The organism is Pelodictyon clathratiforme (assembly GCF_982375515.1).
The window spans coordinates 2,466,068-2,487,339 of record NZ_OZ455102.1; the positions used below are offsets into that span (position 1 = coordinate 2,466,068).

Annotated in this window: 24 protein-coding genes and 2 pseudogenes; 9 read left to right on the forward strand and 17 right to left on the reverse strand. The window is 47.1% G+C overall.

What is annotated here, in order from left to right; all coding sequences use genetic code 11:
• Positions 1-18: 18 nt before the first annotated feature.
• Both AC56AD_RS12060 and AC56AD_RS12065 read right to left on the reverse strand, forming a co-directional pair.
• Positions 19-582: an aminodeoxychorismate/anthranilate synthase component II gene (locus AC56AD_RS12060; RefSeq protein ID WP_012509056.1), complete on the reverse strand. Its 564-nt coding sequence runs from the start codon at positions 580-582 to the stop codon at positions 19-21.
• Positions 583-602: 20 nt separating this feature from the next.
• Positions 603-1,853, reverse strand: coding sequence for a GlmU family protein (locus tag AC56AD_RS12065; protein WP_012509057.1), 1,251 nt, complete (start codon positions 1,851-1,853; stop codon positions 603-605).
• Between the two features lie 296 nt (positions 1,854-2,149).
• Here AC56AD_RS12065 and AC56AD_RS12070 point away from each other — a divergent pair, with 296 nt between their 5' ends.
• A complete protein-coding gene (locus AC56AD_RS12070) occupies positions 2,150-2,230 on the forward strand; it encodes a hypothetical protein (RefSeq protein ID WP_499052212.1) in 81 nt (26 codons plus the stop codon).
• Positions 2,231-2,260: 30 nt separating this feature from the next.
• Here the strand turns inward: AC56AD_RS12070 and AC56AD_RS12075 are convergent, their stop codons facing one another.
• From AC56AD_RS12075 to AC56AD_RS12095, 5 genes and pseudogenes are all read right to left on the reverse strand, one after another.
• Positions 2,261-2,524 (reverse strand): restriction endonuclease subunit S domain-containing protein, encoded by a 264-nt coding sequence (locus tag AC56AD_RS12075; RefSeq protein WP_012509058.1) that lies wholly within the window; start codon positions 2,522-2,524, stop codon positions 2,261-2,263.
• Entirely contained in the window at positions 2,517-3,623 is a 1,107-nt protein-coding gene (locus AC56AD_RS12080; RefSeq protein ID WP_012509059.1) for a PDDEXK nuclease domain-containing protein, read from the reverse strand. Before AC56AD_RS12080 ends, AC56AD_RS12075 begins: the two co-directional genes overlap by 8 nt.
• A complete protein-coding gene (locus AC56AD_RS12085; protein ID WP_499052167.1) occupies positions 3,620-3,913 on the reverse strand; it encodes an N-6 DNA methylase in 294 nt (97 codons plus the stop codon). The genes AC56AD_RS12080 and AC56AD_RS12085 overlap by 4 nt, the downstream gene beginning before the upstream one ends.
• Positions 3,914-3,919: 6 nt before the next feature.
• Positions 3,920-3,964, reverse strand: a pseudogene (locus AC56AD_RS12090) (hypothetical protein); the annotation flags it as partial.
• Positions 3,965-4,327: 363 nt separating this feature from the next.
• On the reverse strand, positions 4,328-5,314 hold the full coding sequence (locus tag AC56AD_RS12095) for a diacylglycerol/lipid kinase family protein (protein WP_223294043.1): 987 nt from the start codon (positions 5,312-5,314) through the stop codon (positions 4,328-4,330).
• Between the two features lie 442 nt (positions 5,315-5,756).
• Here AC56AD_RS12095 and AC56AD_RS12100 point away from each other — a divergent pair, with 442 nt between their 5' ends.
• Complete coding sequence (locus tag AC56AD_RS12100; protein ID WP_012509061.1) at positions 5,757-6,260, forward strand: helix-turn-helix transcriptional regulator; 504 nt, start codon at positions 5,757-5,759, stop codon at positions 6,258-6,260.
• Positions 6,261-6,341: 81 nt separating this feature from the next.
• On the opposite strand, the gene AC56AD_RS12105 is transcribed toward AC56AD_RS12100, so the two are convergent.
• From AC56AD_RS12105 to recG, 3 genes are all read right to left on the reverse strand, one after another.
• Positions 6,342-7,724: an NAD-dependent succinate-semialdehyde dehydrogenase gene (locus AC56AD_RS12105; RefSeq protein WP_012509062.1), complete on the reverse strand. Its 1,383-nt coding sequence runs from the start codon at positions 7,722-7,724 to the stop codon at positions 6,342-6,344.
• A gap of 61 nt (positions 7,725-7,785) precedes the next feature.
• Complete coding sequence (rsgA, locus tag AC56AD_RS12110) at positions 7,786-8,745, reverse strand: ribosome small subunit-dependent GTPase A (RefSeq protein WP_012509063.1); 960 nt, start codon at positions 8,743-8,745, stop codon at positions 7,786-7,788.
• A 36-nt stretch (positions 8,746-8,781) separates the two neighbouring features.
• Entirely contained in the window at positions 8,782-10,902 is a 2,121-nt protein-coding gene (recG, locus tag AC56AD_RS12115; RefSeq protein WP_012509064.1) for an ATP-dependent DNA helicase RecG, read from the reverse strand.
• A 99-nt stretch (positions 10,903-11,001) separates the two neighbouring features.
• On the opposite strand from recG, the gene rpmE reads away from it, so the two are divergent.
• From rpmE to AC56AD_RS12130, 3 genes are all read left to right on the forward strand, one after another.
• A complete protein-coding gene (rpmE, locus tag AC56AD_RS12120; RefSeq protein ID WP_012509065.1) occupies positions 11,002-11,229 on the forward strand; it encodes a 50S ribosomal protein L31 in 228 nt (75 codons plus the stop codon).
• A 48-nt stretch (positions 11,230-11,277) separates the two neighbouring features.
• The gene (gene frr / locus AC56AD_RS12125) at positions 11,278-11,838 is read left to right on the forward strand and encodes a ribosome recycling factor (RefSeq protein WP_012509066.1); all 561 of its coding nucleotides are present in this window, start codon (positions 11,278-11,280) and stop codon (positions 11,836-11,838) included.
• A 100-nt stretch (positions 11,839-11,938) separates the two neighbouring features.
• Positions 11,939-12,274 carry a zincin-like metallopeptidase domain-containing protein gene (locus AC56AD_RS12130; RefSeq protein WP_150085701.1) on the forward strand — a complete coding sequence of 112 codons (336 nt, stop codon included), beginning with the start codon at positions 11,939-11,941 and terminating at the stop codon, positions 12,272-12,274.
• Positions 12,275-12,328: 54 nt separating this feature from the next.
• Here AC56AD_RS12130 and tnpA read toward each other — a convergent pair whose 3' ends face one another.
• The 4 genes from tnpA to AC56AD_RS12150 all read right to left on the reverse strand — a co-directional run bounded on the left by tnpA (position 12,329) and on the right by AC56AD_RS12150 (position 15,833).
• Entirely contained in the window at positions 12,329-12,772 is a 444-nt protein-coding gene (gene tnpA, locus AC56AD_RS12135; RefSeq protein ID WP_012509068.1) for an IS200/IS605 family transposase, read from the reverse strand.
• Between the two features lie 451 nt (positions 12,773-13,223).
• Positions 13,224-14,180, reverse strand: a complete 957-nt coding sequence (locus AC56AD_RS12140; RefSeq protein ID WP_012509069.1) for a hypothetical protein — start codon at positions 14,178-14,180, stop codon at positions 13,224-13,226.
• Between the two features lie 1,268 nt (positions 14,181-15,448).
• On the reverse strand, positions 15,449-15,709 hold the full coding sequence (locus tag AC56AD_RS12145) for an ATP-binding protein (RefSeq protein WP_223293912.1): 261 nt from the start codon (positions 15,707-15,709) through the stop codon (positions 15,449-15,451).
• Positions 15,678-15,833, reverse strand: coding sequence for a hypothetical protein (locus AC56AD_RS12150; RefSeq protein ID WP_223293913.1), 156 nt, complete (start codon positions 15,831-15,833; stop codon positions 15,678-15,680). The genes AC56AD_RS12145 and AC56AD_RS12150 overlap by 32 nt, the downstream gene beginning before the upstream one ends.
• A gap of 94 nt (positions 15,834-15,927) precedes the next feature.
• Here AC56AD_RS12150 and AC56AD_RS12155 point away from each other — a divergent pair.
• The 3 genes and pseudogenes from AC56AD_RS12155 to AC56AD_RS12165 form a co-directional block, all read left to right on the forward strand.
• Positions 15,928-16,068, forward strand: a pseudogene (locus AC56AD_RS12155) (tyrosine-type recombinase/integrase); the annotation flags it as partial.
• Between the two features lie 143 nt (positions 16,069-16,211).
• Complete coding sequence (locus AC56AD_RS12160) at positions 16,212-16,505, forward strand: BrnT family toxin (RefSeq protein WP_012509071.1); 294 nt, start codon at positions 16,212-16,214, stop codon at positions 16,503-16,505.
• The gene (locus AC56AD_RS12165) at positions 16,486-16,782 is read left to right on the forward strand and encodes a BrnA antitoxin family protein (protein WP_012509072.1); all 297 of its coding nucleotides are present in this window, start codon (positions 16,486-16,488) and stop codon (positions 16,780-16,782) included. Before AC56AD_RS12160 ends, AC56AD_RS12165 begins: the two co-directional genes overlap by 20 nt.
• 57 nt (positions 16,783-16,839) lie before the next feature.
• Here the strand turns inward: AC56AD_RS12165 and bchY are convergent, their stop codons facing one another.
• Positions 16,840-18,075: a chlorophyllide a reductase subunit Y gene (gene bchY, locus AC56AD_RS12170; protein ID WP_012509073.1), complete on the reverse strand. Its 1,236-nt coding sequence runs from the start codon at positions 18,073-18,075 to the stop codon at positions 16,840-16,842.
• On the reverse strand, positions 18,056-19,111 hold the full coding sequence (locus tag AC56AD_RS12175; protein ID WP_190273997.1) for an SPOR domain-containing protein: 1,056 nt from the start codon (positions 19,109-19,111) through the stop codon (positions 18,056-18,058). The genes bchY and AC56AD_RS12175 overlap by 20 nt, the downstream gene beginning before the upstream one ends.
• Positions 19,112-19,326: 215 nt before the next feature.
• Here AC56AD_RS12175 and xseA point away from each other — a divergent pair, with 215 nt between their 5' ends.
• On the forward strand, positions 19,327-20,535 hold the full coding sequence (xseA, locus tag AC56AD_RS12180) for an exodeoxyribonuclease VII large subunit (RefSeq protein WP_012509075.1): 1,209 nt from the start codon (positions 19,327-19,329) through the stop codon (positions 20,533-20,535).
• Here the strand turns inward: xseA and kdsB are convergent.
• A complete protein-coding gene (kdsB, locus tag AC56AD_RS12185; RefSeq protein WP_012509076.1) occupies positions 20,513-21,256 on the reverse strand; it encodes a 3-deoxy-manno-octulosonate cytidylyltransferase in 744 nt (247 codons plus the stop codon). The genes xseA and kdsB overlap by 23 nt on opposite strands.
• Positions 21,257-21,272 lie beyond the last annotated feature (16 nt).

Genomic DNA, 21,272 nt, shown 5'->3' on the forward strand with positions numbered 1-21,272 from the left:
ACCTCGCTCAATCACATGCTACAGTTTCAGAAAATTCCTGATAATTTTTTTCCCCTCACTGGTCATGATTGATTCAGGGTGAAACTGCACTCCATAGAGCAAAAACTCCTCCGAATCCATCCCCATGATGACCCCCTCCTCAGTCCATGCACGGATGACCAAAGAGTCGGGCAGCGTCTCACGCTCCACAATGAGAGAGTGATATCTGGTAGCCACAAAGGGGTTGTCAACTCCGCTGAAAATCCCGTGACTGTCATGGTAAACCTGTGAGGTCTTGCCATGCATGATAGAGGCGGCCCGCACCACCCTTCCCCCCAAAGCAGCGCCGATCGACTGATGACCCAGACAAACACCGAGAAGGGGGATCTTCCCCTTGACGGCATGAATCAGCGGCACCGATACACCAGCATCATCGGGAGTACCGGGACCCGGTGAAATGACAATCTTTTCCGGTGAAAGGGCAACAATCTCAGCAACAGAAAGCTCATCATTGCGGTAGACCTCAACACAGCCCCCCGACTCTCCGATATACTGAACAAGATTATAGGTAAAAGAGTCATAATTGTCGATAACAAGAATCATACCTCTCCATGCTTAATAATTTAGACAAACAACCGGGATGCGCTCTCCACGCTGGCAACAAACCGGAACATCGCTTCATAGGCACGGCTCATCACAACCTGACGACGCTCCATAACCCTTCTTGCTGTTTCGACGGCTTTTTCAACATCATACGGCACGATCCCATCAATGCCGCCCCAGGAAAAAGAGGGCACCTCCCTCGGCGGAAATCCAGAACCAAATATGTTCGAACCTGTACCAACAATCGTTCCGGTATTAAACATCGAATTGATGGAACTCTTGCTGTGTTCACCCATCATCAGACCGAGAAACTGCAGGCCGGTCATCTGCAACTGGCCATTGCGCAACACCTTTACCCGACCATAATTGTTCTTGAGGTCACTGGTGTTGGTACCGGCGCCAAGATTGCACCAGGAGGAAATATAGGAGTGTCCCAAAAAACCATCATGCTGCTTGTTGACAAAGGGCTCAATCAATGCATCTTCAATTTCACCGCCAACCCGCGATGCCGTACCCACAGCAACGTTACTGTACAGTTTTGCACCAATCTTCACCCTCGACCAGGGCGCAAGAAAAACATTCTGCATCAACACCGCCTGCGGATCAACAATCGCGCCAGCCCCGACGGCTATAAACCCGTCATCGGCATCAAGAACCGCACCTGCCCGAACAACAGCTTCAGAACCAACATAGATATTTGAACGATTGACAAGGGCTACAGAAGAGTGGACATCCCCCAGAATATGACCAAGTTCAAGCGTTTCCGCATCCCGCAAAAGCTCATCAGGATGGAACGCAATCATATCCCAGATATCACGGATAACCGTGAAACCCGTTACCGACTCTGTAACAAGCTCTCCGGCAAGCGCTGAGGTATCAAGAAGATCAGGCATCAGGCCGTTGTTATCGGTAATCAGGGAGCTGTCTACCCGTGCAAACAGCAGATCATCACCCTGCATATACGCTCTTCCCGGATCGATCCCACCCTCTGTGATTACCCTGCACGCCGCATCATCAAAAACAATACGACCGTTGACCAATAACAGATCCCTCTCTTCAAGCCGGTTAACCACTGCGTCAGGATGCTGTTCAGCATACACCGAAGCAAGATAACGTCGAAGATGCCAGGCAAGCTTCACCTCACCCCTCAACGAGTACTCAAGCTTCTCCCTGAGAGAGCGAAATCCGGTATAAAGAGCATAAACCGGTTTAAGATTGACGAGAGGCCTCAGCTCCAGAACCCTGGTATCTTCAAATACGATAACCTGCATTTTATAAGTGGCGTAATTTAAAATCAATAACTGATAGCGGTGTCAGTTTTCTCATTGACGTTTATCATAACGATTATGGCCGTTTCCTTCAGGCAACCGGGATAAAGGTTGACCCAAAAAACCGGAAGCTCTCTAAACAGTCAAAAGCTGACGTTCTGGACAAGATAAGAATAATCGAAAAAGATTTACAGTTTGATGCCGCAACTGTGTTCAACCGAAAAGGTTGCCAATATCAAACCAACTGATATTCAGAGGCATTTTTGTTGACATTTACCGATGAAAAAGTCTCACCACTGGTGCGACAATTGTCATGGACTCATAATTTGATTATTCTCGGACAGGGTAAGCGTCAAGAAGAGCGTGAGTTTTATCTGTAAATATCAAATAAATAACATCTAAATCCTCAATTATGTTTTTTGTATAAAACGCTGTAACTCAATAACAAAGAATGGATTGTGTGATAAATGAACACCTCGATATGCACCTTTTCTTCCGATGATTAATGATGACTTATCATATAGGAAAGAGTTTGTCAAGCCTATCTTTCCATTTGTTCCAAAAACAACATAAAGACCTTTTCCATCTCGATAATTTTGTAATGCCTTTCCATATTCAAGTTTTATAAGCTCCCCAAGCTTACATCCCCGCCACCCACTCAATCCCTCACTCATCGCCACCTCCCAATTCAGCTTCAATCTGTTCGATACTCGGCAGGGATGACTGATATTCTGCGGGCAGGTTTTTGGTAATCATGTATTCACTGACACCAATCGGCTTGTGAATATCCTTGAGTGCGTATTCGACCACCACGTCATTTTTTGACTTGCAAATGATGATGCCTATGGTGGGGTTATCCTGTTCGGTTTTCAGGATACCATCAACTGCCGAGACATAAAAATTCAGTTTTCCGGCAAACTCCGGCTTGAACTTTACCGCTTTGAGTTCAATCACCACAAAACAGTGCAGACGGGTATGGTAGAACAGGAGGTCAATATAATAGTCGTCGCCACCGACTACGAGCTTGTACTGCCGCCCGATATATGAAAAGCCTGCGCCAAATTCCAGTAAAAATCGGGTAACATGCTCAATCAAGGCATCTTCAAGCTCTTTTTCGTCGTGCTTTTTTCGCAGTAAAAGAAAATCGAAATTATAGGGGTCTTTGAGAATTTGCTGGGCCAAATCCGATTGCGGGGCTGGCAGGGTTGCCTTAAAGTTGGTGATTGCCTTACCTTCGCGCTGGTAGAGGCGGCTTTCGATATGGTGGGTTAATACAGCCCGCGACCAATTATTCTGAATGGTTTGCTGCACATAAAAGAGCGCTTCATCTTGCTCCTTGATCTTGCTGATGATGACAAGATTGTGACTCCACGGTATTTGGGCAACAAGCTGCTGCCCAAATAGTGAGTTTTCAAATTGGGCAACAGGCTGTTGCCCAATTGCAGATTGGTTCAATTGCGTAGCAGCCTGCTTCGCAATTGCATTCGTTCCTGACCAGAACCGATACCACTGGCGCATATATTTCAGGTTGCGCACGGAGAACCCTTTCATATCGGGAAATTCGGACTGCAAATCGCGGCTTATCTGCCCGAGAATGCCGTCACCCCAGGCCGAGGCCTGTTGACGGGCAATAATGCGTTCAGCCAAATCCCAGTACAACTGAAGCATAGTCTGATTGACCGAAACCGCAGCTTTGAGTTGTGCCGATTGAATCCGGTTTTTGAGTTCCTTGATAAACTCCCTGTACTCTGTTGTGTTGAGCGGTGTGTTCATATTTTTATCCTCGCCAGATTCTCCGCAATTGCCTTGTTCAGCTCAGCTTCTTCCAACAACTGGGCCTCAAATTCAGCCTTCAATGAGACGAAACGTTCTGCAAAATCAAAATCATCCTCTTCTTCAGCGAGACCAACATAGCGCCCCGGTGTGAGCACGTAATCGAGTTCGTGCACTCGTTCCAACGGGACGGAGGCACAAAAGCCTTTGCTATCCTCATACTCACCTTCGCCTGCCTGAAGTATGGCGTACATCTCCTCGAAAGAGTCGGAGATGTATTTAAGGAACATGAGCCCAAGCACGATATGTTTGTATTCGGCGGCGTCAATGTTTTTGCGCAGCTTGTCGGCGGCTTTCCAAAGCGGCTTGCTTTTTTAAAAAATGTTATCTGAAGCGAAATTTTGTTCCAGAATTCTTCATGAACAGGATCGGGGTTGCTGAATGATCTTAACGGAAAATGTACGTGATAATATACATATATGCTTTGATTTACAGCGGTTTTGGGGAGGGGTGTTTTTTTCGATTATCCGGCGTTTCTGTTGGTATGTGGGTGCATGCGGGTTTATGAGGGCGGGGAGACCCCGCCCTTACGAGGTGGATCGAGGGTGGATCCGGGGGTGGATCGGGGTTCCGGGGTTACGGGGGTGGATCGAGGGTACGGGGGTGGATCGGGCCTTGACGGTGGCGTAGGCAGGGATAACTGCTTATGGTTCAGCTTCGGGCAGCAGATCGCAAAGGAGACGAATACCGTCGGGAAGAACCGAAATACCGACCTTGCCGAGAATGTTATCATAGACCTCTCCATCCATATGCATCACCTCTGGCGCCATCAACGTCAGGGTTACAGCCTTCGCCTTGCAGTAGAGAATTTTCGGATCGTTGATATGGGTTCCATTAAGGTATTTGAGTACAAAACGAAAAAATTCGTACCTCCGAATATCTTTGAGAATACAGATATCAAGCAAACCATCCGACAACTCGGCATGGGGCGAAATGATGAATTTTCCCCCTTCGATCTTTCCGTTTGAAACCGTAAAGGCGAACACCGGCTCATGAAGCTCCAGCACCGAATCTTCGAGGGTAATGGTGATATGCATATTCAGGGAGGAATAACCGGCAAGCACACTGAAAAGCGCATACACGTAGCCAAGTTCTCCTTTCAACCAGGGGAGACGCTTAACAGCCTTTGCAACTCTTCCGGTAAAACCAATACCAAGAGAGTTGACAAAATAGCGGTGATTGGCAACACCGAATGAGACACTCCCGAGATCAACCTTTTTACTCGTCCCTTCGAAAAGATGAGCGATACCCTTGTGATGTTCCTTTCGGGGATTAAGCGTCTTGATAAAATCATTTGCCGAGCCGATCGGCAAAATTCCGACCGTACGTTCCTCTCCCGCAACGGCATTGACCACTTCATGAAGGGTACCATCCCCGCCACAAGCAATAAGACAACTGCTCTCCCTGATCCCGGAACGGGCAATCTCTCCGGCATGTCCGGCATAGTCCGTAGTGGCCATTATGGAATCATTCCTGTCGGCAACAAGCGCCTTCAGCCACTCCGCCTTGCGTGAAGCCCGGCCTTTATCTGCCGCAGGATTAAAAATAAAAAGGTAGCGGGAACTGTTGTTCATCATCCTGAAAACGAAAAAAAGGAATCGTGTGCTCTCTTGCTCATGGCGCATTACCATCACAGACAAGATACGGGTATTCTTTGAACCCGCAACAAACGCTACATGAAGGAGTCAATCAAGAAGTGAATGGAGTATTAAGCGGGCAAAACAGAATAAAATATTCCTCCCGAAACGCAGATAATTTACTTTTGCACTGTAATTTTAAAAAAAATAACGTGTTTTGTTATAGAAATACGAATAATTATTGCTTTTTTAATAAAAAAAAACAATATTACTTCCCGTAACACGTCAGACATACCAGTCTGGATGAACGAGCCTCCATCCCCCTCCCGGCTGGAAGCGGTTACGGAAAAAGAAGCTGATTGCAATGAGGTGAGCTGGGAGGAACCCTCGAATAATAAAGGGCAATATTCTCGAAGCTGTTTAGAGAATTTGTCGGTTGAACGATTTGGAACAGCGTAAAGATGTTACCATAAAAATAACCAGGATGATAAATACTATGAACGCACAAGCAGAACAGACTACAAAAAGCGTCGTTGATTATGAAAAGGAAATTGGAGCCCTTCGGACAAGAATCGCTAACCAGGATTTGGAACTGACAAGAGTTTCCACGGCAATCGCAGAAAAGACCAATGCGTTGCGTAATCTTCTTGACCAGATTCATGCTCTTGAAATTGATACTGCAGTGAAAAGATCGATGACCGATTCATGCCTGAGCCTTATTGAAACCGAGACCATTGAAAAGCGTCTGAACATAGAGCTGACCGAGTCTGACTCCGTCTTTTTGTCAAAACTTCAGAAAAAACATGCAAACCTCAACCAGCGTGAGCTGAGAATAAGCCTGCTTGTCAAGCTGAACTACGACACCAAGGAGATTGGACGCTCTGTAGGTATCTCAACCAGAGGAATGGAAAGCATCCGTTACAGAATGCACAAAAAGCTGGGCCTTGGAAAACATCAGTCAATCAAGACCTATCTTTCAGATCTCGCTGTTGCTTTTTAAGCTTTAGCGAACGCTCCGGGTATACAATCAAAAGCCTCTGCTTCGAGAAAAGCAGGGGCTTTTGTGCGTTCTACCTCCCCGTCACCCACCGATAATGCAAAACCCTTTGATGTTGACAAATTCCCTGATACCGTAGCTTGAAAGTTCGCGACCATATCCCGACTCTTTAACGCCACCGAAGGGCAGGCGCGGATCGGATTTTACCATGCCATTGATAAAACAGTTCCCGACATCGAGCTGGTCAGCAATGGCAAGGGCCCGCTCAGTGTTGCCGGAAAAAACGGCTGAACCCAGCCCATAAGGGGTATCGTTGGCAATCATAACCGCTTCCTGATCATCCCGTACCTCAATAAGGGTTGCAACCGGCCCGAAGGTCTCTTCACTATAGACTGCTATCCCTTTGTGCACACCGGAGAGAATGGTGGGCGGGTAAAAAAAGCCTCTGCCGGAAGGTATTTCTCCACCACAAAGCAATCGCGCACCTTGGGCAACGCTCCGTGAGACCTGGTCGTGAAGCTGATCACGAAGATCAGAACGCGCAATCGGCCCCACCTCAACCGCCGGATCGAAGGGGTCGCCCATTACCGCCGACTTCATGCGATGCAGAAGACGGGCTTCAAACTGCTCCATGACGGCGGTATGCACAATAAAGCGCTTGGCCGCAATACAGCTCTGGCCGCTGTTCAGAAGCCGTGCTGCACTGCACTGATCAACCGCAAGGGCAAGATCAGCATCATCAAGCACGATATAAGGATCACTGCCTCCAAGCTCAAGCACGCTTTTTTTCAGGGCACGTCCCGCTTTGGTTGCAACAGCCCGGCCCGCAGCGGTACTTCCCGTCACCGATACCGCTCCAACAGCAGGATGATCAATCATGAAGCCACTCAGACGATCCACATCGTCAAGAGCAATATGCACGGTACGGAAAAGATTTTCAGGAAAACCTGCCTCCCGGAAGAGCTTCTCAATGGCAATGGCCGAACCGGTCACATTGGGAGAGTGTTTGACAATAATGCCGTTACCTGCCATGATGGCTGGCGCTGCAAACCGGAAAACCTGCCAGAAAGGAAAATTCCACGGCATGATGCCAAGAACCAGACCAAACGGCTCAAATTTCACCACTCCCCGTGCCCCGCCATCAAGAATGCTCTCTTCCGGCTTTAAAAAAAGTGAGGCCTGTTCAGCGTAAAAATCGCAGACCCAGGAGCACTTCACCACTTCGGCCACCGCCTGCGCAAGGGGTTTGCCCATTTCACGACTGATCAGCGCTGCATGATGCTCTTTCTGGTCGCGGAGAAGCGCTGCAAGACGCTTCATCAGCAGAGTGCGCTCCTGCATGGAAACCCCTCTCCATGCAAGGAAATCACCATGAGTGCGGTTGATAATCGCTTCAATCTCAGAGGATGACATGGTCTGATATTCGGCAAGCACCTCTTCAGTGGCCGGATTGATGGTTGAAATCATTGGTCAGAATGGTTTATGATGGCAAAAACTATAGATATTCAGGGGAGTTACTGCAAGAGAGTCAACTGTCGCGGTCAATACTCTCGTAAATGGCAAGATAACTCTCATAACGCTCAGGATCAATATGGCCCGACTTGACAGCCTTCTGAATTCCGCACTCCGGCTCTACCGTATGGGTACAGGAAGAGTAGGCGCACTCCGGCATATGAGGAAGAAACTCCTTGAAATAGAATCGCAGATTTTCGCGCGTAATCCCTGAGAGATTGAACTCCCTTATCCCCGGCGTATCGATGATGTAGCCGCCACGGGGAAGGGCAAGCATGATCGCACTGCTTGTGGTATGAAGACCTTTTCCGGTCTTCTCATTCGTTTCACCGGTTCGAAGCAGCTCCTCTCCAAAAATTTGATTGATCAGGGTTGACTTGCCGACCCCCGAGTGACCACTTAAAGCAGAGAGCTTGCCGGCAAGAACCTTGCGGAGCGCTTTCATCCCGCTTTGCTCTTCGGCGCTCGTGTAGAGAATCCGGTAATCAAGGATGCGATAGGGCTCCATCAGCTCCCTGGTCTCCTGCGACTCTTCAAGATCCATCTTGTTGACCACAATAACCGTCTTCAACTGTTCGGATTCAGCAAAGACAAGGTAACGGTCGATAAGACGGGTACTGAGAGGAGGATCAAAGGCAGAGACAACAACAACGAGTTGATCAATATTGGCGGCAATGACCTGTACCTTCTCCTTGCTGCGGTTCCGGCGGAGATCCCTTTTTCGTGTCAGGGCACTCCGCCGACGCTCCACGAGGGTAATAACCGCTTCAAAGAATTCCGTACCCGTTTCCGTCTCCTTCAGCACCACCCGGTCACCAACGGCAACGAGAGAAGAAAAATCATTCTCCGTCTTCGTTCCGGGGAACGTCCGGCACCTGAATACCTTGCCCCCATCGGTAATAACCATATAGGTTGAACCGGTAACTTCAACAACCATCCCTTTCATCACCTCACCAGCCACTCTTTTACGCTCCATGTTCACACTGTACGCTCCCCTTCATTATCAAAAAAATTACCCGATATCAGCCAGAGTAAACCGGTCATGGTATTGACGGACATAACACTCTCGTATCATGACATGCTCCGCACTCCGCAACTGGCCATCCTCTTCAACAATCCTGAATGCCGCCGCACGGGCCGACTGCATGATATCAAAATCCTTGTTGAGATCAGCAACTCTTAATCCACTCAGTGTTCCGGACTGTTCTTTTCCGAGAATATTTCCAGCCCCCCTTATTTTTGCATCAATTTCAGAAATAAGAAAGCCGTCCGTTGTGGACTCCATGGCCGAAAGCCTTTCGCGGGCATCCGCACTCATTTTGGCATAGAGCAGAAAACAGGTTGAACGATGCTCGCCCCGGCCAACCCTTCCCCTGAGCTGATGCAATTGGGCAAGGCCGAAACGTTCGGCATGTTCAATCACCATGACCGTGGCATTCGGCACATCTACACCAACCTCAATCACCGTCGTTCCCACCAGCAGATCAATCTCTCCGCGCCGGAACTGCTCCATCACGCTCTCCTTTTCATCCGGGCTCAGTTGACCATGAATCAACCCAGAACGAAGATCCGCAAAAAGAGTGGAAGAGAGCTCCTGATAACTTTCAACCGCAGCTTTCAGATCCATTTTTTCCGACTCCTCAACAAGAGGGTAGACAATATAACCCTGCCGTCCCTTCGCAATCTCAGCCCGGAGAAAATCATAAACCTTCCCCTTCTCCTCTTCAGAGCGCACAATAGTCCTGACCGGTATCCGCCCGACAGGCATCTGGCGGATAACCGAAACATCAAGATCACCAAAAACACCCATGGTAAGGGTTCTCGGTATCGGTGTCGCCGTCATCAGCAGCACATGCGGGTGTATCGCCTTCTCCTGAAAAGCTTTGCGCTGTAATACCCCGAAGCGGTGCTGTTCATCAATAATAACAAGACCAAGAGTGGCGTAGCTCACCCCCGGCTCAATCATGGCATGAGTGCCCACCGCGATATGCAACTCGCCCGAACCGAGCGCCGCCAGTACCTCCTGACGCTCTTTTTTCCTCTGCCTGCCGGTCACGAGACCAACCTGCAGGCCGAGTGGATTGAACAAGCGCTTCATGACCAGATAGTGCTGCACCGCCAGAATTTCAGTAGGCGCCATAAAAGCTGCCTGCAATCCGTTATCGACAGCAAGAGCCATGGCAAACATGGCCACAATGGTTTTTCCCGAACCAACGTCACCCTGCAACAGGCGATTCATCGGACTCCCGCTTCTGAGATCCCGATAGATCTCGCGAACCGCCGTTTTCTGCGCCTCGGTCAATGCAAAGGGCAGAGTTGCATAGAGCTTTTGGGTGACCTCACCGGAATGGGTGAACTTGACCGCAGCCCGGTTCCGCCTGATTTCACTGTGGCGCAGGGCAAAGAGAAGCTGGGCATAAAACAGTTCCGTCCACTTCATCCGGTAACGGGCCCTTGCGAGCTGTTCATGCGAGGAGGGAAAGTGCATTTCACGATAAGCCTCCGCAAGCGGCAACAGATTGTTATCGGCAAGCATGGAGGAGGTGAGATTTTCCTCTTTACCCGGAGTACACAGCTCAAAAGCACGGGCAATAAGGGTACGCAACGACTTTGAACCAAGACCCGCCTGCTTCATCGCCTCGTTTGTCGGGTAGAGCGGAATAATTTTACCGGTATTGTAGAGTTCAAAATCGCTGCACTCCCCATTGCGAGACTCAATAAGGTCAGGAGTGAGACGATCATAATCGGGATGCTGCATCTGCGCATGATGGCCGAAATAGCTCACCTTTCCATGAACAGCAAGCGAATCTCCCTGAACAACGCTGCGGGAAAAATAGCGAACACCCCTGAACCAGGTCAGTTCAAGCACACCCGTCTGGTCACCAAGCCATGCCTTGAAACGCGCCCGACCGGGAGAGTCTCCGTCAAGCTGCGTTTTGATCACCGTACCAACAACCGTCACCGTCTCACCATCCGCAAGGCTACTGATGCTCTTCATGGCGCTCCGGTCGAGATAACGACGAGGAAAATAATCGAACAGGTCATCAAGGGTCACCATACCGGCCTCCCTGAGAATTGCTCCCTTTTTTGTGCCAACTCCTTTCAGGTAGGCAATTGACGTGGCGCCAGTCATCTTAATGGTTGTAACTCGATTGAAATTCTTGTATATTTGCACCTTTACTATTTTATTGCCGTCCATATCACTTATTGTACGATAAAGTCAACGAAAGTCATGAAACAAGATATTCATCCAAAGTATAAGGAAGTCACCGTCAACTGCGCCAACTGCGGCAACTCCTTCGTCACCCGCTCAACCCGTCCAACCATCAAGGTTGACATCTGCAACAACTGCCACCCCTTCTATACCGGAAAGCAGACCCTTGTCGATACCGCCGGACGCGTCGAACGCTTCAACAAGCGCTTTGCAAAATCAACAGCCGCACAGGCCAGCGCTCAATAAAAGAGGACGCACGTTTCAGCAAACCAACACTAATCCATCGGAACCGCTATGAGTGTCAGGGAGGTCTATCAGAAAATTGAGCCCAGGATGAAAAAAACCATCGAGGCATTTCAGCATGAAATCGCTTCGATCAGAACAGGAAAGGCAACAACCGCACTGCTCGACCGTGTCAAGGTGGAAGCCTATGGCCAGCAAATGCCGCTGAAACAGGTCGGCAACATCAGTGTTCTGGATGTTCACACGCTTATTGTTCAGATCTGGGACAAATCCATGGTATCGGCTACCGAAAGAGCTATCCGCGACGCCAACCTCGGACTCAACCCTGCCGCCGACGGCCAGAATATCAGAGTCAGCATTCCTCCGCTCACCGAAGAGCGCCGGAAAGAGTTTGTCAAACTCACCAAAAAATTTGGAGAGGACTCAAAAGTATCCCTTCGCAACCTTCGCCGCGACATGATTCAGGAGATTGAAAAACTTGAAAAATCGAAAGCAATCAGCGAAGACGACAAGAACAAGGGCAAAAAGGATGCAGACGAAATGCTCCACAAATTTGAAAAACAGCTTACCGAACTGATCGTCCATAAAGAGAAAGAGATCATGGAGGTGTAGGCTTCTGGCGGAAAAGAGTCTTCAGTTCAGCGAAAAGCCGGGTTCATCCCCGGCTTTTTTGCGTTTTTATGGGCGGCTTTTACCACTTGAGCGGGGAAATTTGCCAGAGTTACAGGCATTCAGAAACAGCGAAAGCTATTACGCTACCGCCACCCATGAAATCACGCACTGGACTCGGCACCCGTCATGCCTTGACCGGAGTTTTGACCAAAAGCGTTTTGGGGATTCCGGTTATGCGATGGAAGAGCTTGTTGCCGAAATCGGCGCAGCGTTTCTTTGCCCCGATCTGGAAATTACCTTGGTGCAGCGGGAGGATCATGCTGCCTATATCGCTTCATGGCTGAAGGCATTGAGGAACGACAAGAAGGCGATTTTTACTGCGGCGTCCCATGCACAACGCGCTACGGATTATCTGTACAGTTTGCAGCAGACATAGCGGCCAGATAAAGAATCCCCGCCGCAAGCAGCGGGGTATTGAAGATTTCCTCTGCTAAAACATTGACAACTGATAATCACTGTAGCGCTTCTGATACGTACCGCCCTGCCCTTTGACATACTTGCCTATCATGTCTTCATTTCCATGCTTTCCTACCGTTCCAGCATAATACCCATCCGTCCACATCTCGCCACCCCACAACAGTTTTTTTACTTTGGGACAGCGCCTGAACACTTCTCGAGCAGAAATACTCTTTATCATCGTCACGACTTTCGTGACGATGTACGTTGGCACTGATTGCAAAAAAAAATGCACATGATCTTTATCTGTACCAATTTCCAAGAACTTGATCTGATAACGATTCTCTATCTCTAAACACACATCTTTCAGGACTTCATCCACCTCATCATCAAAAATCACGCGTCTATACTTTGCTGGCAGCACTATGTGATACATCAGAACGGTGACATTATGGCTCTTGTGAATATATTCGCTCAAGCCAACTAATATACATCATGTCACGCCGCAAGCGGCGGGGAATATGACCCGTAGAGATTTAATCTCTCAGTGTTAAATGAAGCTCTTCGCTACGAAATATTATTTTTAAAAATATTAACACCAAAATCGAATGCAAGCCATAGCTTTCCATTGTATGGGTAATTGTTCATTGAGTTTACAAATCCCAACCACCGACTATTCCAAAATTGAGTCTCGGTAAAAATTATGGAATGACTTTCAGTTAAGCGCTTTACGCTGTATCGGAAGGCCTGAAAAGCAAAATTCAGTTGCACAAGGTGACTAATCGATTATTTCGTGACTCTTCGAAAGCTACAGGACAAGAATACTCTTTTTTTCCGCAGAAAACTGGTTATGCAAATCTAAATGGTGCAGTAAATTAAAATCAGCAAAGAGCCTAATTTTCCAACCCCCTTAATACTATCTTATTGTTTCATGGTGTGGTCGCGTTTTGCTTCATAGCATCATCCACATGGGTATAAATTGCATTAAATATATCTCTATTTGCATGAAAATAATTATGTTCAGCTATATATGTGATTAATATATGATTATCATCGTTATTATGATTCCAAATACATTCAAAATGATTGTTATATTCAGTTTTTGTAAATTCATCTGTTATTTTATAAACGCCTGATTTTGAACCTACTTCTCGAATAAAATAATAACCTATCAACACCTCATTACCTTGCCTGTGATATGCAAAATAAGGCATATCACTGTAAAGCATGATAGTTATATTTCCAGTTAATCTGTCAATATTTTTTTTATTATCTATTAGTTTTCCTATTTTATCAGCTATAGCGAAAGAAAATTTTATATCTCTCATCATCTCAAAGTATCGAACTTGTTGACTTTGACCATTCATTGTTTCTTCAGACGTCAATAAATTTATAACAACAGACCTTGGATCAAGAATAAGTATTTTTATAGTAGTTCCTTCTTTTAATTTTTGTAAAATAGCATCTTCTATACCGTTATACTCAGACCGCTTTTTGACATATTTTTCTATGGTATGGAGAACAGATCGTCCAGCAAAAAACAACTCGTCATTTTTTTCATTAATCCATTTTTCATATCCATGATAACCAGAGCGTTGTTGCGCAACAAGCCGCATACCCATTAAATTACAATCTTTCAAACCGTCTAGAATATTCTTCTGTATATATTCAACAGTTTCTTCCACCAATTTTTTTCTTAATACGGTTTCATGTATTAGCTCAAGCGTAGTAACTGAAAATAAAACAATTCCAACCTCTTTAATAATAGCAGTAAACGATTCATCCCATCCCCATACAGCACCTAAAATACTTAGTCCTATAAAAAACAAACCAGATATCAATAATGAATAAGTAATAAGTCCGATTAGGAAATTTCTATTTTTCATTTTTTAGGCCTATTTATAGGTTCATGCGAAAGGTTTTCGTGATTTATTATCTTTTTTTTAAATACTTAAAAAAATGAATTCTTTTGTCTAATTGCCCTTATTTTTTCCGTTTCATGAGCAGATACCTAAATAACAAAACAAAAACTGCATTATTTTTTTATAATTTAACCTAAGCCTTTTTGAGGTAATATATAAAGAGCCATAAAGAACAACAACTTAATCCAAATTGCTTTATTGTTCTTATTGAACGCCTGCTTTCAATCTCTTGCGTAAATTCCTCTAAATAATTTTCTAATCCTTTATGTGTAAAACTCAACGTACATAAAATAATAAAATGAATATAAGTAGATAAATCGCCATTTACTGTATGGTGAAGTATAGAAGATAATATTAGTAACAAAGCAATAAAAAAAATTATTGACATGTCAATTATATTAATATTTTTTTATCTGCATATCATTGGTGTTCAGTTATTGAAAATATAATTCCCAGTAATATATTATAAAATAACGTTTTATAGGTATTTATTGGCGTGATCGACTTCAGAAAATCTCAAATATTTAGACCACAAACAAAAACAAGTAGTGATTAAAGTAAGAAATATAATTCTTGATAAAAAAGGATAATGTCTTGAGACAGATATAGCTACACAATATTTGTTTAATCTAAATACTGATAGCTCAAAGTACTGGTAACTTATTATTATTTAAAGGAATAAAATATTTAACAAACATACACTCACAATTAAATAAATAAAAAATCAATATAAATTGAGGATTAAAACTTCTAATAAGACATAAATAAATTCCATAAATATATATCTTGCTCTTCAAATAGAAAAAATTAATATTTATTTGATTTTCTACACTTTTTGGGATCCGTCTATATGGTTTGTGATTTAATAAATATATATCTTAAAACAAGTTAAGAGTCGCGTATCCCAGCCTAAATTGATCACATCTGTAACTTATTTAATTTAATCGATTTATAACCGGACAGTAGTGTCTGCATATCTTAAAGTGTAAGTATTTTTTATGAGTTTAAATAATGGACATAATGTATCATTTTGTCTAATTTTATATTATTTCCTTTTTTAAGTCCATAGACTCCCGCTTCTGGTAATTCATCCCATTTTGAGTAACGTCCTCCGCCACCTCCACCACCCTCCTCCCACAACCATAAAGGACACCTATATCGCATCATTGTAGTCGGAAATTAAAAATCAACCAATTTCGAAAATTAGCAATCACCCAAGCATCTGCTTCAGATTACGTCATTTTACAAAGATTTCCTACTCTTTTTTTTAAGTGATAGTTGCTTTTTTTTACGATTGGATCTCCTTCCAGCGATTGTTGTTGTTCGAAGATGGTTGTCCGGTGTTCCAGCCAGTAGCTCTTTCCGGTCAGTTTGATGACTTCGTATTTGTAGAGCAGCCGATCAAGCAACGCCGTCGCAAGAACCTCGTCACCAAGCATCTCTGCCCACTCTTTCGGGCTTTTATTGGTCGTAATGATGAATGATTTGTTCATGAAGCTGGTTGACAAGCTGGAACAGGCCGTCTGCAACACTTTTTTCAAGCGGGAACATCATAATGTCTTCGATAACCAGCAGATGCGCACTCAACAATCGCTTGTACTCTCTTGCAGCTGCCACTGTAATCTCTTTGAACCTGATGGTCTGGATGAGAGGTCATCCATGGTGCGGAACAGGGCGTGATAACCGAGTTTCAGTGCTTCATGGCAGAGTCCATCCGCACATGTTGCGTCATGCTTGCGGTTTCGCTTTGGCAGATCAAGGGGCAGACACAAGGCTCATTCAGGACTATCCTGGACACCGGAACATACAGCACACCGTCATTTACACGGCGTCAAAATCCGGCAAGGTTTGAAAAGTTGTGGCGGTAAGAGCCACCGCAGCCCGCTTTTTCTTGATTAACAGTTTTTGATGAGACTGATAAGCAAAGGAGCGCGGTGAATTAAGAGTTGCATTTGCATATGCAAAATGATATGCATATTTTGTGGGGGACGACGGATGAAGTTTGATGGATTCGACTGGGATAGCGGTAATCGCGCTAAATGTCAAAAGCACGGAGTCTCGATTGCTGAAATCGAAAGCCTGTTTTTAGGAACGCCATTAGTGGCACCGGACGTTCTTCATTCGAGCAACGAACAGAGATTCCGTGCTGTAGGGCGGACAATCAAAAAGCGTTATTTGTTTATCGTTTTCACATTGAGGAACAAAGGCGAAACGCTCCTCATCAGGCCGATTAGTGCGCGGTATATGCACACAAAGGAGATAAAAGCTCATGAAAAAGAAATTCCCTGATTTTAAGACTGACGACGAAGCCGAAGCCTTCGTAGAGAGTGCCGACTTGAGCGAGTATGATTTTTCAGGAATGGTGCCAATGCGTTTTGAATTGAAACGCAAGGATACGTCAATAAGTCTCCGTCTACCTGAAGAGTTGCTCAACGAGGTGCGCATGAATGCAAAGCGCCTTGGCATTCCGTATCAACGCTTCATGCGGTTGGCAATTGAACGAGCAGTGAAGCCGAGTAAACACCCGCAGCACACAGACGGTACTACAAAGGATCAACAGTTTTAGAGACTCAATTTCTCTTGCCTTAAGGCAATTAAAGCCGCACGCCCCTAATGCCGTCGATCATGCAAAATAGTCCTTCATCTTCCGGAACACCTCTTTTTTGCCGAGCAGGCCACCGATCATGCCGAGCACGGTTGCGGCTCCGGCAGCGAAGAAGAGTGGGCGGGCGGAGATGTTGTTGGTGTAATAGATTGCCGGTATTCCCCGCTCCTTGGCAAAACTGTCGAGAGAGGTGGTGCCGATCACCAGATCGGGTTCATAATCAATAACCGCCTGCATATCCTCTTCAAGATATTTTCGGTATCGGATTTCAGTACCAAGCATGGTAAGCACCTTGTGCTCCTCCTCACCAAGCGCCATCCGTGCAATGGAGGTTGAGGCATAGGGCACCTCAAGACCAGCCTCAAGCAGAAGACGAACCAGCGGAAGCTCATTGCCTTCATAACCGGCAACAATCACCTTCCCCTTCAACTGGCTGAACTGCGAAAGCACCGCTCGGGTTTTCTCTGCCTCCTCTTCGGCGACAGCCTGAACCGTCACGGGATCAAGATCAAGAGCCTCTCCGATTCGGCGAATCCATTGCGCCGTTGCATTCGCCCCGATCGGGTTTCCTTTGACAATCTTCATCCCCTTCCCTTCAAGCAGCGATACGGTTCTCTCATAAAAGGGATGGAGCACCGCACAAGCCTCAGCCTGACCGGCCTCGATATAGTCTTCAAGCGCCGTGCCGGGCAGCGTTATGACCGACTCGACACCTATTTTCTGGAGAACAGCGCCTATGGTCATGGCATCAACCGGGAAAATCTCGCCGAGCACAACGAGTGATTTGACCTTTTTCGGGCCTTCAAAGCGGGCAAATCGCTTCAGCAACGTCGCCACGGCAACATCCTTTGCCTCCGGATGTGTCCTGATCTGGAAGGCAGGCAAACGCACCAGCAGAACCTCTGCATTGCCAGCCTTCCGGGGAAGCAGCTCCTCGGCAATTCCGGCAGTTTCAGCCACACAGGTACTGACCACAGGAATAAAGCGCACCGCCGGGTCACGGGCAATTTCCTCGATGGTGCGACGCACATCATCAATCATGGTTCCGCCTGAAATCTGCACATTCATCAATTCAGGCGAAATGATCGATTTGCGTGCGGCATAAAAATGCGAAACAAAGGTGAGCCCATAGAGGCACCCCTGATCGGCAACCAGGCAAACCTGAACACCGTCAATTCTTGTCAGTACCCTCAGTCCGCCGAATGCCGGACACATCGACTGGGGATGCAACGTGTTACAACCCTTTTTCTCCATGAAGCACAACCCTTTTTATGACATGTTGGATATAAGCATTGGTGGCATTTTTTTCAGCCATCTGCCCGATACGCTCTACGGCTGCATTGCGGTCTGAAAAAGCGCCTGTAACAAGTCTGTAATATTTTATTCCCTTCTCATATGCTGGCCAGACAAAAACCGTGATGCCTTCTGAACGATAACGCGCCACCTCTTTGCGGATAGTCTCCTCTTTGCGAAAGGTAACCAGAACGATGGTATAACTTTCCTGGGCAAGAACCAGAGAGTCATTTGCCACCTCCCTTCCGGAAGAAGGAGGCGAAACAGAGAGTTCCCGGTGCGGTGCGGTGCTTCTGTGAACAACTGCTGCCAGCTTCTCGCTGTGATCGGCAACTCTTTCTATTCGTACAGGTTGCGGCTCTGCAGACCGGGAAACAATGGTTTTTGGTTTCATGACAGAGAAGACGCCAAACAGCAAAGCGACAAGAACAAAAAGCGAAAGAGGGATGATGTAACGAAGCTTTTTTCCTGTTTTCCCCTCTTTCTTGTCTTGAGTTGGTTCGAGCTGCGGCAGAACCACCTCCTGCAAATCCTGATACTCCCTGTTCAAAAGCTCCTCCAGAGAGCGTTCAGGCACAAAGCTATAGAGTCCCTGCTCAAGAGCAAACCGGCCGATTCCGTTCAGGCGGATCTCTCTCTGCTGCTGAGCCGCACCGGAAAAGAGGGAGGCAAGGGCCCCGGTAAATCGTTCAGCATCTGTCGGATTCATTGAAAGCTTCGTCACCGCCAGACGAACGGTATCATCAGCGCCCGATAGCTGGCGGCTGAAGGTGAGCCTGTCAGAGGGTGGAGTATAAATAATGGCTGATGCTGTATTTTTTTTTTCTGCAGGATGATGCGTCACCGTAAAAGAGCCAAGCCCCTTGAGCGAAAGCTTCCGCACAGCAAGGAGTTCAGCCACCATGGCCGATGAAAAGTCAATCAAAAAAGAGCTGGCAACCTGCCTCTCAACGTCAAGCAACCCTGCAAGCTCTCCTACACAATCATGATTTGTCATAACAGCACCCATCCCCCGATCGAACGGCTAACCGCCCACGGTTAATAAAAATCGAATATAACACTTCCCCTCTGAAAACCCCCTCTCCCGGCCATTTCAAGCCTCGCTCACCCTCAGCGAGAGAAGAGGCTCAAGATGGATACCATTTTTTTTCAAACCAGATTTATCTATACTGTAAGGATTGCGAATGTTCAACAAACTCCCCCCCACAGGTTATGAGTGCAGAGATTCTTTCGGTCAGTGAACTGACGCAACAGATCAAAACAAGGCTTGAAACTCATTTTCCACAGGTCAGACTCAAGGGAGAGATCTCCAACTGCAAGCGACATGGTTCGGGCCACATCTATCTGACACTGAAAGATGAGGGGGCCCAGATTCCGGCAGTTGTCTGGAAAACGACTGCCAGCCGCATGGCGGTTGCACTGAAGGATGGCATGGACGTTATTGCCGAAGGGCGTCTTGAGGTCTATCCCCCATCAGGCCGCTATCAGCTCATCTGTACCTCAGTCACTGAAGCAGGTCAGGGCGCCCTGCAGCAGGCTTTTGCCGAGCTTCTGCAGAAACTTGCAAAAGCAGGTTATTTCAATGCTGAAAGAAAAAGAGCAATTCCGGCCATCCCGGAAATCATCGGCCTCATCACCTCATCTACAGGAGCAGTAATCGAAGATATGAGCAAGGTGTTCGAGCGCAGATTCCCGGCGGCACAACTCCTTCTCTATCCGGTCAAGGTGCAGGGCAACAGTGCAGCGGAAGAGGTTGCTGCCGCAATAGCCTGGTTCAACAGCACAAAAAAAAGAGCGCACCGACCTGATATCATCATTATTGCAAGAGGCGGCGGTTCACTGGAGGATCTGCAGGCCTTCAATGGAGAGATTGTTGCCAATGCCCTCTATAACTCGAAAATCCCGGTCATCAGCGCCATCGGCCACGAAACCGATCTGACCATTGCCGACATGGTAGCCGACCTGCGGGCCGGAACGCCCTCCATTGCCGCCGAACTTGCCGTCCCCGACAGGCAGGAGCTGCTCCGCCATATCAGCAATCTCCAGTCGCGACAGGATCGGCTCCTGCAGGCAAAGCTTGAAGGCACAGAACGTCAGCTCTCTTCAATCTGCAGCAGTTACGCCTTCAACCGGCCACCTCTTCAGATGTTGCAGTTTCATGAGCGGCTCGACTCGCTCGTCAGCCAGATGTCACGAGCCATCACCAACCTCTTCAGCCAGCGGGTACAGCACTACGCCGCAGTCAAACAGCAGTTGAACACGCTTGATTACCGTAAAACCCTTGAACGGGGATATGTGCTTGTCAAAAAAGAGGGGAAATTCATGACTGGTTCGCAGAAACTAAAAGCTTCCGACAACGTGGAGCTGCTGTTTCATGACGGAATGCTGCCAGCAGTGATCAGCCCGGCAAAGAGCTCCTGATAATACGACGCACCTGCTCAAGATCTTCAACCGTATTGACACCCGGATTGTCAACAAGCGTTGTGACGCACTGAATGCGAAAACCGTTCTCAAGAAGCCGGAGCTGCTCAAGCGATTCTGCTTCTTCAAGCATGGAGGGAGGAAGTGAAGCAAATTTCTGAAGCACATCGGCACTGAAGGCATAGAGCCCGATGTGACGGTAAACAATGGTTGTGGGTCGCATATTGCGCTGAAACGGTATCGCACTGCGCGAAAAATAGAGGGCGAACCCCTTTGCATCCATAACCACCTTCACCTGATGCGGATCCTCGATCTGCACATGATCATCTGGACGCAGGGGCAAAACAAGGGTGGAACAATCGGGAGGATTTTCGGAAAAGAAGGGCTCAAGGGCCAGATCAATATTTTCGGGGCTGATGAGTGGCTCATCTCCCTGCAGATTGACAAAAACATCCCCTTCGATATGGCGGGCAGCTTCGGCAATCCGCTCGGTACCGCAACTCGCTGTGGGAGAGGTCATGACAACCTCAGCCCCGCACGCATCAAGAACAGCGGCTATCTCGCGGCTGTCGGTAGCAACAACAACCTTTTCAGCCAAACGGGATTTGAGCGCCTGTCGCCAGGTTCGCACAATCAGCGGTTCACCTTCGAGATCGGCCAGCATCTTGCGGTCGAGACGACTCGAATCGAGCCTTGCGGGAATAAGTATAACAGCTTTCATGAGCAGTCAGGAGTAA